The following is a 15773-nucleotide window of genomic DNA, read 5'->3' as shown; positions in this document are numbered from 1 at the left end:
TAAAGATTATTTGCAAGCGTCGGCTAAACCATCCAGATAACGCTCTGCATCCAGCGCAGCCATGCAGCCTGTGCCGGCAGAAGTAATCGCCTGACGATAGATATGATCCATCACGTCGCCAGCGGCGAAAACGCCCGGGATGCTGGTCTGGGTGGCGTTGCCGTGGATGCCGGACTGAACTTTAATGTAGCCGTTTTCGAGCTCCAACTGACCGGCGAAAATTGCCGTATTCGGGCTGTGGCCGATTGCCACGAATAGCCCCGCAACTTCGAGGGATTCCACATTGTCAGCATTTTGCGTATCGCGCAGACGCAAGCCGCTTACACCCATCTGGTCGCCGGTCACTTCTTCCAACGTACGGTGGGTGTGCAGCACGATATTGCCGCTCTCCACTTTGTCCATCAGGCGTTTGATAAGGATTTTTTCCGCGCGGAAGCCATCACGACGGTGGATCAAATGAACTTCGGAAGCGATGTTAGACAGGTACAGCGCCTCTTCAACAGCCGTATTGCCGCCGCCGATCACCGCGACCTTCTGGTTACGATAGAAGAAACCGTCGCAGGTCGCGCAGGCAGAAACGCCGCGGCCCTTAAACGCGTCTTCCGATGGCAGACCCAGATAGCGCGCTGATGCGCCGGTAGCGATAATCAGGGCATCGCAGGTGTATTCACCGCTGTCGCCCATCAGGCGGAACGGACGGTTTTGCAAGTCGACGCTGTTGATATGATCGAAAATAATTTCGGTTTCAAACTTGGTGGCATGTTCGTGCATGCGTTCCATCAGCAGCGGTCCGGTCAGATCGTTAGGATCGCCTGGCCAGTTTTCCACTTCAGTGGTGGTGGTCAGCTGACCGCCTTTTTCCATTCCGGTAATCAGTACCGGCTGCAGATTTGCGCGCGCTGCGTAGACCGCAGCGGTGTATCCCGCAGGTCCAGAACCAAGAATAAGCAGTTTACTGTGTTTGGCCGTGCCCATGAGATCCTCATAATTTATTGGCATACATGAGCTGGATTGTAGGGAATTTGTTGGCGTAAAAAAAGAGCGTGGCGGTTTTGTTAACGATATGTGCAATAGAAGATGCCGATTAATTGGCGATTTAACGAACGAAGAATATAACTAATTCTACTGTTAGCGAGACAATTATAAGAGGAAAACATGAGAATCAACCGCGGAGGATAATGAATATCTGGCATCTTGTACTAAAAATCGATGTTTTGCTTTGACAATCCCCTGTGCTTTTGCGAAAACATTCATGGAAGAAGAAAAGCAGTGTTTCGCGTGTGGCGAATTTTCATGCACGCAAATGCCATTTTTATCCGGGTTAGCGAAATCTACGCATGGTGTGGACAGACGCCATGCGTGATGTCGGTGGCTGCCGTCAGGCAACGGGCTTCTCACGTACCCCTGGGTTACCCAATGTCGTACGGGTGATAACAGGATGGACTCTGGCAGTGAAGGCTCAGAGTCGGAACAGGAGTAGGGAAGGAATACAGAGAGACAATAATAATGGTAGATAGCAAGAAGCGCCCTGGCAAAGATCTCGACCGCATTGATCGTAATATTTTGAATGAATTGCAAAAAGACGGGCGTATTTCCAACGTCGAGCTTTCTAAACGGGTGGGACTTTCTCCGACGCCTTGCCTTGAGCGCGTGCGTCGACTGGAAAGACAGGGTTTTATTCAGGGCTATACAGCGCTGCTCAACCCGCACTATCTGGATGCATCACTTCTGGTATTTGTTGAGATTACTCTGAATCGTGGCGCGCCGGATGTGTTTGAGCAATTTAACTCCGCTGTGCAAAAACTTGAAGAAATTCAAGAGTGTCATCTGGTTTCCGGGGATTTCGATTACCTGTTGAAAACCCGCGTACCGGATATGTCAGCGTATCGTAAATTACTGGGCGAGACCTTGCTGCGCCTGCCGGGCGTAAATGACACCCGTACCTATGTGGTGATGGAAGAAGTCAAGCAAAGTAATCGTCTGGTAATCAAGACGCGCTAACACGGAACAGGTGCAAAATCGATGTAGTTTGATTACACTCCTGTTAATCCATACAGCAACAGTGCCGGGGAGACCCGGCACTGTTGTCCGTTTTAGCCGAAGGCAGGAAACAGCCTGATACCTGGAGAGCCTTTCTTGAGCCAGGAATACACCGAAGACAAAGAAGTCAAATTCACAAAGCTAAGTAGCGGGCGCCGACTCCTTGAGGCGTTACTCATTCTTTGCTCCCTTTTTGCCATCTGGTTGATGGCGGCCTTACTCAGCTTTAATCCCTCGGATCCTAGCTGGTCACAAACGGCGTGGCATGAGCCTATTCACAATATAGGTGGGACGCCGGGAGCCTGGCTCGCCGATACGCTATTTTTTATTTTTGGCGTAATGGCCTATACCATTCCGGTCATCATTATCGGTGGCTGTTGGTTTGCCTGGCGTCATCAGGAAAACGACGAGTACATCGACTATTTCGCCGTCTCGCTGCGTTTGATTGGCGCGCTGGCGCTGATCCTCACGTCCTGCGGTCTGGCGGCGATTAACGCGGATGATATCTGGTACTTCGCTTCGGGCGGGGTGATCGGCAGCTTACTGAGTACTACCCTGCAACCGCTGCTGCACAGCAGCGGCGGCACAATTGCGCTGCTCTGTATCTGGGCCGCAGGACTGACGCTGTTTACCGGCTGGTCCTGGGTTAGCATTGCTGAAAAACTCGGCGGCGCGATCCTTTCTATTCTCACTTTCGCCAGTAACCGTACCCGTCGTGACGACACCTGGGTCGATGAAGGGGAATATGAAGAAGATGAAGAAGAATATGAAGATGATGAACCTGCGAAGCCGCAGGGTTCTCGACGCGCGCGGATTTTACGCAGCGCCTTAGCTCGCCGCCAGCGTCTGGCTGAGAAGTTCTCTAATCCGATGGGGCGTAAGACCGATGCGGCGCTATTCTCGGGTAAACGGATGGATGACGCCGAAGACGAGGTTCAGTACAGCGCCGGCGGTGCGCCTGTTGCCGCTGACGATGTGCTTTTTTCTGGCTCCAGCGCAGCGCGTCCGGCAAATGCTGATGATGTTCTGTTCTCCGGCGTCAGTGCGGCACGTCCCGGCGATTTTGACCCCTACGATCCTCTGTTAAACGGTCATAGCATTGCCGATCCGGTGGCTTTGGCCGCGCAGGATACCGCTGCGCCGCAGGCATGGTCTGAACCGCGGCCAGGGTATGAGGCTCCGCCAGCCTATCATCAGGAACAGGCCCCGGTACAGCAGCCAGCATATCAGCCAGCACCGGCTTACCCGCCGCAGCATGTGTACCAGCCGGAACAGGCCCCGGTACAGCAGCCAGCGTATCAGCCTGAACCGGTTTACCACCCACAGCATGCCTATCAGCCGGAGCAGGCGCCTGCTCAGCAGCCCGCTTATCAGCCCGAACCGGCTTACCCGCCGCAGCATGCCTATCAGCCGGCGCAGGCTCCTGTTCAGCAGCCTGCTTATCAGCCCGAACCTGCTTACCCGCCGCAGCATGCCTATCAGCCGGAGCAGGTTCCTGTTCAGCAGCCCGCTTATCAGCCTGAACCGGCTTACCCGCCGCAGCATGCCTATCAGCCGGAGCAGGCTCCTGTTGAGCAGCCTGCTTATCAGCCTGAACCGGCTTACCCGCCGCAGCACGCGTACCAGCCGGAACAGGCCCCGGTACAGCAGCCTGAGCCTTACGCCGCCTCCATTGAGCCTGAGCCTCCGCAAGAGGAGGTGAAGCCTCAGCGTCCGCCGATGTACTACTTCGAAGAAGTGGAAGAGAAACGCGCGCGTGAACGCGAGCAGCTTGCCGCATGGTATCAGCCGATTCCGGAGCCGGTCAGTCCGGTTGCGACAAAACCGATCTCGCCTCCGCCTGCTCCGCCTGCTCCGCCTGCTCCGGCGGCTGATGTTGCCGCGGTGAGCGCGCTGGCGTCTGGCGTCCATCAGGCCACCGGGGCGGCCTCTGCTAGCGCCGCCGCGGCATCTGCCGCATCCAGCGCCGCACCGCTGTTTAGCCCGGCGTCGGGCGGTCCGCGAGCGCAGGTAAAAGAGGGCATAGGCCCGAAATTGCCGCGTCCAAACCGCGTTCGTGTGCCCACGCGCCGTGAGCTGGCTTCCTATGGCATTAAGCTGCCTTCGCAACGGTTGGCTGAAGAACGTGCGCGTCAGGCAGAGCATCAGCACTATGATGACGATGCGCTGACGGACGAGGAAGTAGCAGAGCTTGAGCAGGGTGAGCTGGCGCGTCAGTTCGCGGCTGCGCAAAATCAGCGCTATGGCGATAGCTACGCTGCGGAAGAGGATGATGTAGACGAGGATTCTGCCGCTGAAGCCGAACTTGCTCGTCAGTTTGCCGCTTCCCAGCAGCAGCGCTACGCCAGCGAGCAGCCGCCGGGATCGCATCCGTTCTCTGCGGCGGATTATGAATTCTCACCAATGAAAACGTTAGTTGATGATACGCCGAGCGAGCCTGTCTTCACGCCGTTGCCGGAAGTACAGCAGCCTGCCCCGCAGTATCAGCAGCCTGCCCAGCATTCGCAGCCCGTACAGCAGCCGATGCCGCACCCGCAGATGCCTCAGCCGCCGCAATATACGCAGCAGCAGGCTTATCAATCCGTACAGCAGCAGCCTGTTCACCATCAGCCGATGCCGCAGCAGGCTCCTGGCAGCTATCCGCAGCAGCAGGCTCCGCAGCAGCCGATCCCGCAGCCGCAGGAAAGTCTCATTCACCCGCTACTGATGCGCAATGGCGACAGTCGCCCGTTACAGAAGCCGACGACGCTGCTGCCCTCGCTTGACCTGCTCACGCCGCCACCGGCTGAAGTTGAGCCGATCGATACCTTCGCCCTTGAGCAAATGGCGCGTTTGGTTGAAGCTCGTCTGGCCGATTTCCGCATTAAAGCCGACGTGGTAAACTACTCACCAGGCCCGGTCATCACCCGCTTTGAGCTAAACCTGGCTCCAGGGGTAAAAGCGGCGCGGATTTCCAACCTGTCGCGCGATCTGGCGCGCTCACTGTCCACGGCGGCGGTCCGTGTGGTGGAAGTTATTCCGGGTAAACCTTACGTTGGCCTGGAGTTGCCTAACAAAAAGCGCCAGACCGTTTACCTGCGCGAAGTGCTGGATAATGCCAAATTCCGCGATAATCCTTCACCGCTCACGGTGGTCCTCGGTAAAGACATCGCGGGCGAACCTGTCACCGCCGATCTGGCGAAGATGCCGCACCTGCTGGTGGCGGGTACTACCGGTTCCGGTAAGTCTGTTGGGGTCAACGCCATGATCCTGAGCATGCTTTACAAAGCGCAGCCGGAAGATGTGAAGTTCATCATGATTGACCCGAAAATGCTCGAGCTGTCGGTCTATGAGGGAATACCGCATCTGTTGACGGAAGTTGTGACGGATATGAAAGATGCGGCCAACGCTTTGCGCTGGAGCGTTAACGAGATGGAGCGCCGATATAAACTCATGTCCGCGCTAGGCGTACGTAATCTCGCAGGTTATAACGAGAAGATTGCCGAAGCCGCGCGGATGGGACGACCCATTCCGGATCCTTACTGGAAGCCCGGCGACAGTATGGATGCGACGCATCCGGTACTGAAAAAAGAGCCTTATATCGTGGTGCTGGTCGACGAATTTGCCGACCTGATGATGACCGTCGGCAAGAAAGTGGAAGAGCTGATTGCGCGTCTGGCGCAGAAAGCGCGCGCTGCAGGTATCCACCTGGTGCTGGCGACCCAGCGACCGTCGGTTGACGTTATCACCGGCCTGATTAAAGCCAACATCCCGACGCGTATCGCCTTTACCGTATCGAGTAAAATTGACTCGCGGACCATCCTTGACCAGGGCGGTGCGGAGTCTCTGCTGGGGATGGGCGATATGCTCTACTCCGCGCCTAACTCGACGATCCCGGTGCGCGTGCACGGCGCTTTTGTACGTGACGAGGAAGTTCACGCTGTCGTCCAGGACTGGAAGGCGCGCGGGCGTCCGCAGTATGTTGATGGCATCACCTCCGATAGCGAAAGCGAAGGCGGCGGTGGTGGCTATGAAGGTGGTGAAGAGCTCGATCCGCTGTTCGATCAGGCCGTCAACTTTGTGACGGAGAAACGCAAGGCCTCCATATCCGGGGTGCAGCGTCAGTTCCGTATTGGTTATAACCGCGCCGCGCGTATTATTGAGCAAATGGAAGCTCAGGGTATCGTGAGCGAGCAGGGTCATAACGGTAACCGTGAAGTGCTGGCTCCGCCGCCTTTTGAGTAACCGCAAAGTTGGGTAAATAAGTGAAAATCAGCCTGTTCTGCTGTTTTACCGCCGTTGGCCGTTCTACATTAGCAGCAGATCAGGCTCCCGCGTCGGGAGTGACGCACATTAAGGAATAACAATGAAAAAACTCGCAATCACCTGTGCATTACTGTCCAGTTTTGTCGTCAGCCAGGTATGGGCGGACGCCGCCAGCGATTTAAAAAGCCGCCTTGATAAAGTGAGCAGCTTCCACTCCAGCTTTACGCAGAAAGTGACGGACGGCAGAGGCAACGCCGTGCAGGACGGGCAGGGAGACCTGTGGGTCAAGCGACCAAATTTGTTCAACTGGCATATGACCCAGCCGGATGAAAGCGTGCTGGTTTCCGATGGCAAAACGCTGTGGTTCTACAACCCCTTTGTTGAGCAGGCTACCGCCACCTGGCTGAAAGATGCGACCAGCAACACGCCGTTTATGCTGATTGCCCGCAACCAGGCCAGCGACTGGCAGAACTACAACATTAAGCAGAACGGCGATGATTTTGTTCTGACGCCGAAAAACGGTAGCGGCAATCTGAAGCAGTTCACCATTAACGTGGGTCGTGACGGCACGATTCATCAGTTCAGCGCCGTGGAGCAGGACGATCAACGCAGCAGCTATCAACTGAAGTCGCAACAAAATGGTGCCGTGGATGCATCTAAGTTCACCTTTACGCCGCCGCAAGGGGTTACGGTGGACGATCAACGTAAGTAGAGGCGAACGTGAGCAATCTGTCGCTCGATTTTTCCGACAACGCGTTTCAACCCTTGGCCGCACGCATGCGGCCAGAAAATTTAGCGCAGTACATTGGTCAGCAGCATCTGCTGGCGCCGGGTAAACCCTTACCGCGGGCGATTGAAGCCGGTCATCTGCACTCCATGATCCTTTGGGGGCCGCCAGGGACGGGGAAAACCACGCTGGCTGAGGTGATTGCGCGCTATGCCAGCGCCGACGTTGAACGTATTTCAGCGGTGACCTCCGGTGTTAAAGAGATCCGCGAGGCCATTGAACGCGCGCGACAAAACCGCAACGCGGGTCGCCGCACAATTCTGTTTGTCGACGAAGTGCACCGTTTCAATAAAAGCCAGCAGGATGCCTTTCTGCCGCATATTGAAGACGGAACCATCACCTTTATCGGCGCGACGACGGAAAACCCCTCCTTTGAACTCAATTCCGCGCTGTTATCCCGCGCGCGCGTCTATCTGCTGAAGTCGCTGACCAGCGATGATATCGAGCAGGTGCTCAACCAGGCGATGAGCGATAAAACGCGCGGCTACGGCGGGCAAAATATCGTTCTGCCGGACGAGACGCGTAAGGCCATCGCCGACCTTGTCAACGGCGATGCGCGCCGGGCGCTGAATACCCTGGAAATGATGGCCGATATGGCCGAGGCCGAGGCCTCCGGCAATCGCGTGCTGAAAGTTGAACTGCTGACTGAAATTGCCGGTGAACGCAGCGCGCGTTTCGACAACAAAGGCGATCGCTTTTACGATTTAATCTCCGCCCTGCACAAATCGGTTCGCGGCAGCGCCCCGGACGCCGCCCTTTACTGGTACGCGCGGATTATTACCGCCGGCGGCGATCCGCTCTACGTAGCGCGCCGTTGTCTGGCGATTGCGTCGGAAGATGTCGGCAATGCCGATCCGCGCGCGATGCAGGTTGCGATCTCCGCCTGGGACTGCTTTACCCGGGTCGGACCGGCGGAAGGCGAGCGAGCGATTGCTCAGGCCATTGTTTATCTTGCCTGCGCGCCGAAAAGCAACGCGGTCTATACCGCGTTTAAAGCGGCGATGGCCGATGCCCGCGAACGGCCCGATTACGACGTTCCGGTACATTTACGCAATGCCCCAACGAAGTTAATGAAGGAGATGGGCTACGGGCAGGAGTATCGCTATGCCCATGATGAACCGAATGCCTATGCCGCCGGAGAGCAGTACTTCCCGCAGGAAATGGCGCAAACGCGCTATTATAAGCCGACAAACCGGGGGCTGGAGGGCAAAATAGGCGAAAAGCTCGCCTGGTTAACCGAACAGGATCAAAATAGCCCGATAAAACGCTACCGATAATTGAGGCGTTGCGGTAAGGTTGTCACACTATTTCCGTGGTCGCGCTCTGCGGCCATTTTTCTTTATTAATTCGATAAGCACAGGATAAGCATGCTCGATCCCAATCTGCTGCGTACCGAGCCAGACGCAGTCGCAGAAAAACTGGCACGCCGGGGCTTTAAGCTGGATGTAGATAAACTTCGCGCTCTGGAAGAGCGTCGTAAAGTTCTGCAGGTTCAAACTGAAAACCTGCAGGCGGAGCGTAACTCCCGATCGAAATCCATTGGCCAGGCGAAAGCGCGCGGGGAAGATATTGAGCCATTACGCCTGGAAGTGAACAAACTCGGCGAGCAGCTTGATGCCGCTAAGACCGAGTTGGACGCGCTGCTGGCTGAAATCCGCGATATCGCGCTGACCATCCCTAACATTCCGCACGATGACGTTCCGGCCGGCCGCGACGAAAATGACAACGTTGAAGTCAGTCGCTGGGGTACGCCGCGCGAGTTTGATTTTGACGTTCGCGATCACGTGACGCTGGGCGAAATGCACGGAGGGCTGGATTTTGCCGCCGCCGTGAAGCTGACCGGTTCTCGTTTTGTGGTCATGAAGGGCCAACTGGCACGTCTGCACCGCGCGCTGGCGCAGTTTATGCTGGATCTGCATACCGAACAGCACGGCTACAGCGAAAACTACGTCCCGTATCTGGTTAACCAGGACACGCTGTACGGTACCGGCCAACTGCCTAAATTCGCCGGCGACCTGTTCCATACCCGTCCGCTTGAAGAAGAAGCCGACAGCAGCAACTACGCGCTGATCCCGACGGCGGAAGTTCCGCTGACCAACCTGGTGCGCGATGAAATCATTGATGAAGACGATCTGCCGATCAAAATGACCGCGCATACGCCGTGCTTCCGCTCTGAAGCCGGATCCTATGGCCGCGATACCCGCGGGTTGATCCGTATGCACCAGTTCGACAAAGTCGAAATGGTGCAGATTGTACGTCCGGAAGATTCCATGGCGGCGCTGGAAGAGATGACTGGCCACGCCGAGAAAGTGCTGCAGCTGCTGGGTCTGCCGTATCGTAAAGTGGCTCTGTGCACGGGCGATATGGGCTTCAGCGCATGCAAAACCTACGATCTTGAAGTGTGGGTACCGGCGCAGGATACCTATCGTGAGATCTCTTCCTGCTCTAACGTTTGGGATTTCCAGGCGCGTCGTATGCAGGCGCGCTGCCGAAGCAAGTCTGACAAGAAAACTCGCCTCGTACACACGCTGAACGGTTCTGGCCTGGCGGTTGGTCGTACGCTGGTCGCGGTGATGGAAAACTATCAGCAGGCGGATGGTCGCATTGCGATCCCGGAAGTCCTACGCCCATATATGCGCGGCCTTGAGTTTATCGGCTGATTTTTCGACTCTTTTCTCAAAAGCGCCTGCGGGCGCTTTTTTTTTACCCCCTTCTTGATACCGGGCAATAATCGACTTCTCGATTACGCAGATACTCCCTTTGGATTAACCAGCATAAAAAACTAATAAAGTCTAATTTCGCTATATATCAAACTATATAGCGGGATTGAGTTAATTGTGAGCAACCAAAGCGAGTATCTATGAAAACCAAAACCCCCGATGCTTTACTGGCTGCCGAGGTGAGCCGGCGTGGTTTAATGAAAACCACGGCGATTGGCGGGCTGGCAATGGCCAGCAGCGCTTTTACCTTACCCTTCACGCGCATTGCCTACGCTGCGGATAGCCTGAGTCCCGCCAGCGAAACCGTTACCTGGAGCGCCTGTACGGTTAACTGCGGTAGCCGCTGTCCGCTGCGGATGCATGTTGTCGATGGTGAGATCAAATATGTAGAAACAGATAATACCGGCGATGATAGCTACGACGGCCTGCATCAGGTTCGCGCCTGTCTGCGCGGCCGCTCGATGCGTCGACGCGTCTACAACCCGGACCGCCTGAAATATCCGATGAAGCGCGTAGGCAAACGCGGCGAGGGCAAATTCGAGAAAATCAGCTGGGAAGAAGCGTTCGATACTATCGCCAGCAATATGCAGCGCCTGATAAAAGAGTACGGCAATGAGTCCATCTATCTGAACTATGGAACGGGTACCCTCGGCGGAACTTTGACTCGCTCATGGCCACCGGGAAAAACTCTGATTGCCCGCCTGATGAACTGCTGCGGCGGCTATCTCAACCATTATGGCGACTACTCCACAGCGCAAATCGCCGCTGGCCTGAACTACACCTACGGCGGCTGGGCCGATGGCAATAGCCCGTCGGATATCGAAAACAGCAAGCTGGTGGTGCTGTTTGGCAACAACCCCGGGGAAACCCGGATGAGCGGCGGTGGGGTAACCTATTACCTAGAGCAGGCGCGGGAGAAATCCAACGCCAGGCTGATTATTATCGATCCACGCTATACCGACACTGGTGCCGGACGCGAAGACGAGTGGATCCCTATTCGCCCGGGAACCGACGCCGCGCTGGTCTCCGCGCTGGCGTGGGTGATGATTACCGAAGACCTCGTTGACCAGCCTTTCCTCGACAAGTACTGCGTAGGCTACGACGAGAAAACGCTGCCGGAAGGCGCGCCAGCCAATGGCCACTATAAGGCGTATATTCTCGGCCAGGGCAAAGACGGTATCGCGAAGACCCCAGAGTGGGCGTCGACGATTACCGGCATTCCCCAGGCGCGTATCGTGCAGCTGGCGCGCGAAATCGCCAGCGCTAAACCCGCCTTTATTTCTCAGGGATGGGGTCCGCAGCGCCATGCCAACGGCGAGCTGGTTTCCCGCGCGATCTCCATGCTGGCGATCTTAACCGGCAACGTCGGGATCAACGGCGGGAATACCGGCGCGCGTGAAGGCTCTTACTCGCTGCCGTTTGAGCGCATGCCGACGCTGGATAACCCGGTTGAAACCAGTATTTCCATGTTTATGTGGACCGATGCGATTGAGCGCGGAGCGGAAATGACCGCACTGCGCGACGGCGTGCGCGGCAAAGATAAGCTTGACGTCCCCATCAAAATGGTCTGGAACTATGCCGGTAACTGCCTGATCAACCAACATTCAGAAATCAACCGTACCCATGACATCCTCCAGGATGACAAGAAGTGCGAGATGATTGTGGTCATTGATTGCCATATGACCTCGTCTGCGAAATATGCCGATATTCTGCTGCCGGACTGTACGGCTTCGGAGCAGATGGATTTTGCCCTCGATGCCTCTTGCGGCAACATGTCCTACGTGATTTTTGCCGACCAGGCCATCAAACCACGTTTTGAGTGCAAAACCATCTATGAGATGACGACGGAGCTGGCGAAGCGCATGGGCGTTGAGCAACGCTTCACCGAAGGCCGCACTCAGGAAGAGTGGCTGCGTCACCTCTATGAGCAATCCCGTAAAGCGATCCCGGCGCTACTGCCGTTTGATGAATTCCGCAAGCAGGGGATCTTCAAACAGCGCGATCCGGAAGGCCACCACGTTGCCTATAAGGCTTTCCGCGAAGATCCCGCCGCCAATCCGTTAACGACGCCGTCAGGGAAAATTGAAATTTACTCTGCGCAGCTGGCGGAAATCGCAGGGACCTGGGAGCTGAAAGAAGAGGATGTTATCGACCCGCTGCCGATCTACAGCCCTGGGTTTGAAAATTATGACGATCCGCTGGCTAAAAAATATCCGCTGCAGCTGACCGGCTTTCACTACAAAGCCCGTACTCACTCCACCTACGGCAACGTTGACGTGCTGAAAGCCGCATGCCGTCAGGAGATGTGGATCAACCCACTTGATGCACAGAAACGCGGTATCGCCAATGGCGATCGGATCCGCATTTTTAACGATCGCGGTGAAGTGCATATCGAAGCCAAAGTGACCCCGCGGATGATACCGGGCGTGGTCGCGCTGGGTGAGGGGGCCTGGTATAACCCGGACGCCGGTCGCGTGGATCAGGCTGGCAGCATTAACGTGCTGACCACCCAACGCCCATCGCCGCTGGCGAAAGGTAATCCATCGCATACCAACCTCGTCCAGGTTGAAAAGCTGTAAGGAGTAACCGATGACAACTCAATATGGATTTTTTATTGATTCCGCCCGTTGCACCGGTTGCAAAACCTGCGAACTGGCATGCAAAGACTACAAAAACCTCACGCCGGAGGTGAGTTTCCGTCGTATCTACGAATACGCGGGCGGCGATTGGCAGGAAGATAACGGCGTCTGGCAGCAGAACGTGTTTGCCTATTACCTCTCTATCGCCTGCAACCATTGTGAGGATCCGGCCTGCACCAAAGTTTGCCCGAGCGGGGCGATGCATAAACGTGAAGATGGCTTTGTGGTCGTGGATTAAGAGGTATGTATCGGCTGTCGCTATTGCCATATGGCCTGCCCGTACGGCGCGCCGCAGTACAATGCGACAAAAGGTCATATGACCAAATGCGACGGCTGCCACGAGCGCGTAGCCGATGGCAATAAGCCGATTTGCGTAGAGTCCTGTCCGCTCCGCGCGCTTGATTTTGGCCCGATTGAAGAGTTGCGTAAAAAACACGGACAGCTGGCTGCCGTTGCGCCGCTGCCTTCGGCCCACTTCACTAAACCAAGTATTGTGATTAAACCTAACGCCAACAGCCGTCCGTGTGGAGATACCACCGGCTATCTGGCTAACCCGAAGGAGGTGTGAGATGGGGAGTGGATGGCATGAATGGCCGCTGATTATTTTCACGGTCTTTGGTCAGTGTGTAGTGGGCGGCTTTATTGTACTGGCTCTGGCGCTCATGAAAGGCGACTTATCGCGTGAACAGCAGCAGCGCGTGGTGGTGAGTATGTTTGGCCTGTGGGTGCTGATGGGCGTAGGCTTTATTGCCTCCACCCTGCATCTTGGGTCGCCAATGCGCGCGTTTAACTCTCTCAATCGAGTAGGGGCCTCGTCGCTCAGTAATGAAATCGCCAGCGGGGCGCTTTTCTTTGCTGTCGGAGGTATTGGCTGGCTTCTGGCGGCGCTCAATAAGCTACCGGCGGGACTGCGTCATCTCTGGCTGGTTATTACCATGGTGCTGGGGGTTATCTTTGTCTGGATGATGGTCCGCGTCTATAACACTATTGATACGGTCCCCACCTGGTATACGGTCTGGACGCCGTTGAGTTTCTTCTTGACGATGTTTATCGGCGGTCCGCTGCTGGGGTATCTGCTGCTGCGCGTTGCGGACGTTACCGGATGGGCTATGCGCCTGTTGCCGGCGGTGACCCTGCTGGCGCTGGTGATTAGTGCGATCGTAGCGCTAATGCAGGGAAGCGAGCTAGCGACAATTCATAGCTCCATCCAGCAAGCTTCCGCGCTGGTGCCGGACTACGGCGCGCTAATGGCCTGGCGTCTGGTTGCGCTGGCGTTGGCGCTGGTCTGCTGGATCGCCCCGCAGCTCAAAGGCTATCAGCCCGCATTGCCGATGCTGGTGCTGGCTTTTGTGCTGATACTGGTTGGCGAGATGATCGGCCGCGGCGTCTTCTACGGCCTGCATATGACCGTAGGGATGGCAATCGCCAGCTAACGCCCTTTATCGCGCCAGAATAATGCTTTCTGGCGCGATAAAAAGTGCTGTCGATTCATGAAATATTTCTACCGATACTCCCACCTCATTTTCCTAATAAATTAATAAAAACAATGGAATAATATAAACAACTATTCTGTTGTCGATCCGCTGGATAAAAAACTTCTATCGTACGCCCGCAAACCGCGTCACGCCTGATTTCAGGTGGATTGACAATGTTTACAGCAGTGGCATGATGCGCACGAAATCTGAACTCCATCACGGTTTATATCCATGACCATCTACACCCGGCCAGTGCAAATGTTGCTCTGTGGCCTGCTTCTGTTGACCCTGGCGATAGCGGTTTTAAATACGCTCGTCCCGCTTTGGCTCGCCCATGAAAATATGCCGACCTGGCAGGTCGGAATGGTAGGGTCGTCCTACTTCACCGGTAATCTGGTGGGGACATTGCTCGCCGGATGGGTGATTAAGCGTCTGGGTTTTAATCGTAGTTATTATCTGGCATCCATTATTTTTGCCGTGGGCTGCGTTGGTCTCGGCATTACGCTTGGCTTCTGGAGCTGGTTCAGTTGGCGCTTTATTGCGGGCGTCGGCTGCGCGATGATTTGGGTGGTGGTGGAGAGCGCGCTGGTCTGTAGCGGCACTTCGCGGAGCCGCGGTCGCCTGCTGGCGGCGTATATGATGATTTATTACGTTGGCACGGTGCTGGGCCAGTTAATGGTCAGCAAACTGCCGACTGATTTGATGAGCGTCCTGCCGTGGGTGACGGCGCTGGCTCTGGCGGCCATTCTGCCGCTGCTGTTTGCTCGCGTGACGACTCAGGGCGATGAGCCGCACGAACCGGCGCGTATCTGGCCAATGTTAAGGCTGCGTCAGGCCCGTCACGGGGTCAATGGCTGCATTATTTCCGGTATCGTGCTCGGTTCGCTGTATGGCCTGATGCCGCTGTGGCTTAACCACCAGGGCGTCAGCGATTCCGGCATCGGCTTCTGGATGGCGGTGATGGTGAGCGCAGGCATCGTTGGGCAGTGGCCGATTGGTCGGCTCGCCGATCGCTACGGCCGCCTGCTGGTTCTGCGCGTTCAGGTGTTTGTGGTAATTCTCGGCTGTCTGGCGATGTTAAGCCAGGCCGCAATGGCGCCTGCGCTATTCGTGCTGGGCGCTTCCGGCTTCACGCTCTATCCGGTCGCTATGGCCTGGGCGTGCGAAAAAGTGGAGCGCCATCAACTGGTGGCGATGAACCAGGCGCTGTTAATGAGCTATACCGTGGGCAGCCTGCTTGGGCCAACGCTGACCGCGATGCTGATGCAGAATTTCTCTGACAATCTGCTTTTTATCATGATAGCCAGCGTGTCCTTCATCTACCTGCTGACGCTGCTGCGCAAAGCGGGGCATCATCCTACGCCGGTGGCTCACGCCTGATTTTGGTCGAAAATAGCCAGGAGAGATGTCCCTGGCTATCGATTAATGCGAAGCGAGAAGCGCTTCAAACTGGGCCTGATTGTGGATCTCGGTGAATCGCCGTAGTCTCTCCCCCTCATCCAGCCAGCAGACTAACCGCTGGATAGTCTGGATATGCTGTTCGCTATCAGCCGCCGCCAGTACGACTATCAGCCGAATGCCGGGATGCTCCGGAAAATCAACGGCCTCGCTACAGCAAAGCAGCGAAAGCGCGCTGTTTCTGCTCAGCACTCCGGCTTCCGGACGCGCGTGCGGTAGCGCAAACACCGGGCTCAATATATACCAGGGACCATCCTGCTCCGTGGCGCTGATAATAGCCCTGGCATAGCCTCCGGTGATTTTTCCCTGCTGCTCAAGCGGTCGACAGGCGAGCTGAACGGCGCTGCGCCAGTTCAGGCTGTCGCTGGAGAACTGACAGGCGGAAAATAGCGTCTCTTCCATATATATA

10 protein-coding genes and 1 pseudogene are annotated in these 15773 nt (G+C 56.1%); 9 read left to right on the top strand and 2 right to left on the bottom strand.

Annotated features, from left to right (window positions below):
- Positions 1–6: 6 nt before the first annotated feature.
- Positions 7–975 carry a thioredoxin-disulfide reductase gene (gene trxB / locus EGY08_RS05535; protein ID WP_004130907.1) on the bottom strand — a complete coding sequence of 323 codons (969 nt, stop codon included), beginning with the start codon at positions 973–975 and terminating at the stop codon, positions 7–9.
- A 531-nt stretch (positions 976–1506) separates the two neighbouring features.
- Between trxB and lrp the strand changes: the two genes are divergently transcribed.
- From lrp to EGY08_RS05490, 9 genes and pseudogenes are all read left to right on the top strand, one after another.
- The gene (gene lrp / locus EGY08_RS05530) at positions 1507–2001 is read left to right on the top strand and encodes a leucine-responsive transcriptional regulator Lrp (RefSeq protein WP_002439523.1); all 495 of its coding nucleotides are present in this window, start codon (positions 1507–1509) and stop codon (positions 1999–2001) included.
- A 135-nt stretch (positions 2002–2136) separates the two neighbouring features.
- On the top strand, positions 2137–6264 hold the full coding sequence (gene ftsK, locus EGY08_RS05525) for a DNA translocase FtsK (protein WP_123828306.1): 4128 nt from the start codon (positions 2137–2139) through the stop codon (positions 6262–6264).
- A gap of 121 nt (positions 6265–6385) precedes the next feature.
- The gene (lolA, locus tag EGY08_RS05520; protein WP_123828305.1) at positions 6386–6997 is read left to right on the top strand and encodes an outer membrane lipoprotein chaperone LolA; all 612 of its coding nucleotides are present in this window, start codon (positions 6386–6388) and stop codon (positions 6995–6997) included.
- A gap of 8 nt (positions 6998–7005) precedes the next feature.
- Complete coding sequence (gene rarA / locus EGY08_RS05515; protein ID WP_004130913.1) at positions 7006–8349, top strand: replication-associated recombination protein RarA; 1344 nt, start codon at positions 7006–7008, stop codon at positions 8347–8349.
- Positions 8350–8439: 90 nt separating this feature from the next.
- Positions 8440–9732: a serine--tRNA ligase gene (gene serS / locus EGY08_RS05510; RefSeq protein ID WP_004130915.1), complete on the top strand. Its 1293-nt coding sequence runs from the start codon at positions 8440–8442 to the stop codon at positions 9730–9732.
- 200 nt (positions 9733–9932) lie between these two features.
- Positions 9933–12371, top strand: a complete 2439-nt coding sequence (gene dmsA, locus EGY08_RS05505) for a dimethylsulfoxide reductase subunit A (protein ID WP_004130918.1) — start codon at positions 9933–9935, stop codon at positions 12369–12371.
- A 10-nt stretch (positions 12372–12381) separates the two neighbouring features.
- Positions 12382–12999, top strand: a pseudogene (locus EGY08_RS05500) (DMSO/selenate family reductase complex B subunit).
- 1 nt (position 13000) lies between these two features.
- Positions 13001–13864: a dimethyl sulfoxide reductase anchor subunit family protein gene (locus tag EGY08_RS05495; RefSeq protein ID WP_049113363.1), complete on the top strand. Its 864-nt coding sequence runs from the start codon at positions 13001–13003 to the stop codon at positions 13862–13864.
- Positions 13865–14137: 273 nt separating this feature from the next.
- Positions 14138–15286, top strand: coding sequence for an MFS transporter (locus EGY08_RS05490; protein ID WP_049113364.1), 1149 nt, complete (start codon positions 14138–14140; stop codon positions 15284–15286).
- A gap of 42 nt (positions 15287–15328) precedes the next feature.
- Here the strand turns inward: EGY08_RS05490 and EGY08_RS05485 are convergent, their stop codons facing one another.
- The gene (locus tag EGY08_RS05485) at positions 15329–15766 is read right to left on the bottom strand and encodes a PTS sugar transporter subunit IIA (protein ID WP_123828304.1); all 438 of its coding nucleotides are present in this window, start codon (positions 15764–15766) and stop codon (positions 15329–15331) included.
- Positions 15767–15773 lie beyond the last annotated feature (7 nt).

The sequence above is a fragment of the Klebsiella sp. FDAARGOS_511 genome, assembly GCF_003812845.1.
Taxonomy (GTDB): Bacteria; Pseudomonadota; Gammaproteobacteria; order Enterobacterales; family Enterobacteriaceae; genus Klebsiella; species Klebsiella grimontii.
This window is presented reverse-complemented; position numbering and strand designations above follow the sequence as displayed.

What these genes read in the sequence shown, in the direction of transcription:
- lolA (WP_123828305.1), top strand. Translation starts at nt 6,386, where the DNA reads ATGAAAAAACTCGCAATCACCTGTGCATTACTGTCCAGTTTTGTCGTC.
- EGY08_RS05485 (WP_123828304.1), bottom strand. Translation starts at nt 15,766, where the DNA reads ATGGAAGAGACGCTATTTTCCGCCTGTCAGTTCTCCAGCGACAGCCTG.
- lrp (WP_002439523.1), top strand. Translation starts at nt 1,507, where the DNA reads ATGGTAGATAGCAAGAAGCGCCCTGGCAAAGATCTCGACCGCATTGAT.
- EGY08_RS05490 (WP_049113364.1), top strand. Translation starts at nt 14,138, where the DNA reads ATGACCATCTACACCCGGCCAGTGCAAATGTTGCTCTGTGGCCTGCTT.
- dmsA (WP_004130918.1), top strand. Translation starts at nt 9,933, where the DNA reads ATGAAAACCAAAACCCCCGATGCTTTACTGGCTGCCGAGGTGAGCCGG.
- trxB (WP_004130907.1), bottom strand. Translation starts at nt 975, where the DNA reads ATGGGCACGGCCAAACACAGTAAACTGCTTATTCTTGGTTCTGGACCT.
- EGY08_RS05495 (WP_049113363.1), top strand. Translation starts at nt 13,001, where the DNA reads ATGGGGAGTGGATGGCATGAATGGCCGCTGATTATTTTCACGGTCTTT.
- serS (WP_004130915.1), top strand. Translation starts at nt 8,440, where the DNA reads ATGCTCGATCCCAATCTGCTGCGTACCGAGCCAGACGCAGTCGCAGAA.